This is a genomic window from Microvirga tunisiensis, from assembly GCF_009296175.1.
In the GTDB taxonomy this organism is placed as follows: Bacteria; Pseudomonadota; Alphaproteobacteria; order Rhizobiales; family Beijerinckiaceae; genus Microvirga; species Microvirga tunisiensis.
In genome coordinates, this window is record NZ_VOSK01000770.1 from 1 (window position 1) to 1,292 (window position 1,292).

2 protein-coding genes and 1 pseudogene are annotated in these 1,292 nt (G+C 58.7%); 2 read left to right on the forward strand and 1 reads right to left on the reverse strand.

Annotated elements, in window-relative coordinates; translation table 11 throughout:
• Positions 1-233: 233 nt before the first annotated feature.
• A complete protein-coding gene (locus FS320_RS43530; RefSeq protein ID WP_152718669.1) occupies positions 234-464 on the forward strand; it encodes a hypothetical protein in 231 nt (76 codons plus the stop codon).
• Entirely contained in the window at positions 454-999 is a 546-nt protein-coding gene (locus FS320_RS43535) for a sigma-70 family RNA polymerase sigma factor (protein WP_152718670.1), read from the forward strand. The genes FS320_RS43530 and FS320_RS43535 overlap by 11 nt, the downstream gene beginning before the upstream one ends.
• A 154-nt stretch (positions 1,000-1,153) precedes the next feature.
• Here FS320_RS43535 and FS320_RS43540 read toward each other — a convergent pair.
• Positions 1,154-1,292 (reverse strand): annotated as a pseudogene (locus FS320_RS43540) (IS256 family transposase); the annotation flags it as partial.

Here is a 1,292-nt window from a genome sequence, read left to right on the forward strand (position 1 = left end):
TATCCTGACCAGTACTCCGAGCGGCATCTGCGCACACTCCAGCGGCGTCTGAAAATCTGGCGCCGGGATGCGGCATGGGCCATGGTGTTCGGGTCATCGGATCAAGGCTCGGTGCCCGCAGAGCCCTGAGGCTTGCCGGGAGCATGAAGATGAGGCAACGACCATCCGTGTCGGGAGCATTCTTCGGTGAGGCAATACGTCCCGCAAGAGAGCGGATTGAGAGGAAACGCCTCATGGCACCTGCTGCGGATGAAGATTGGTCCGTGGGCCAGATTATTGTCGTGCCCCATGCGTGGCGAGACGACAGCCTGTGGAAGGACATCCAAGCAGAAACACACGAGCGGATCGGGGCGAACCTGCAAGCGATTTATGCTGGATTGCTCCAGCAACCGCTATCTCCTCCGCTGTTGAAGCTGGCCCGTGAGATCGAGATGCGCTTGGAAACACCGCAGCATGTTGGTTGAAGGGTCGTCGCTGCGGGATGAACTGCTCGCCGCTCTCCCGAGCCTCCGCGCCTTTGCCATCTCTTTCACCAACAACCGCGACCGGGCTGACGATCTGGTGCAGGAGACGATCCTGCGAGCTTGGGCCAACATCGACAAGTTCGAACCCGGCACGAACCTCAATGCATGGCTGTTTACGATCCTGCGCAACCTCTTCCACTCGGATTATCGCAAGCGCAAGCATGAAGTCGAGGATGCGGATGGGGCCTATGCTGCACGGCTCAAGACGCACCCGGATCAGCAGAGCCATCTCGACTTCGAGGATTTCCGCACGGCTCTGGCGACACTCCTCAGAGACCAACGCGAGGTGCTGCTTCTGGTCGGAGCACAGGGGATGTCCTATGAAGAAGCCGCTGAGGTATGCAATGTGCCAATCGGTACTATCAGGAGTCGCGTGAACCGGGCTCGATCCAAGCTGGCGTCACTCTTGGACCTCACCAGTGAGGCGGAATTCGGACCTGACAGCGTGACCAAGGCGGCGCTGGCAGGGAAGTAGGCGGTGGCTCTTACATCACTAATGGTCAAGCTCACCTGTTCAGGTTAGATTCGAGACTGCTGGCCGAAGACTGATCAGATGACTCAACACCTCAACAGCAGACCGCTTGTCCTTGTCTTGGAGAGCTATGACGGAATTTAGGTGATGGGGCCGATCAGGCGGCGCTGTTTGTCGGCATCGGAATGATCTCGGTGCCGTCCTTAAACCTGACACCGGCGATCACCTTGGGCAACTGGTTTTCGCCCATCAACCTCCGCCAGCTTCTTGCGGCCGCCATCACCAGCTTGAACACC

What these genes read in the sequence shown, in the direction of transcription:
- FS320_RS43530 (WP_152718669.1), top strand. Translation starts at nt 234, where the DNA reads ATGGCACCTGCTGCGGATGAAGATTGGTCCGTGGGCCAGATTATTGTC.
- FS320_RS43535 (WP_152718670.1), top strand. Translation starts at nt 454, where the DNA reads ATGTTGGTTGAAGGGTCGTCGCTGCGGGATGAACTGCTCGCCGCTCTC.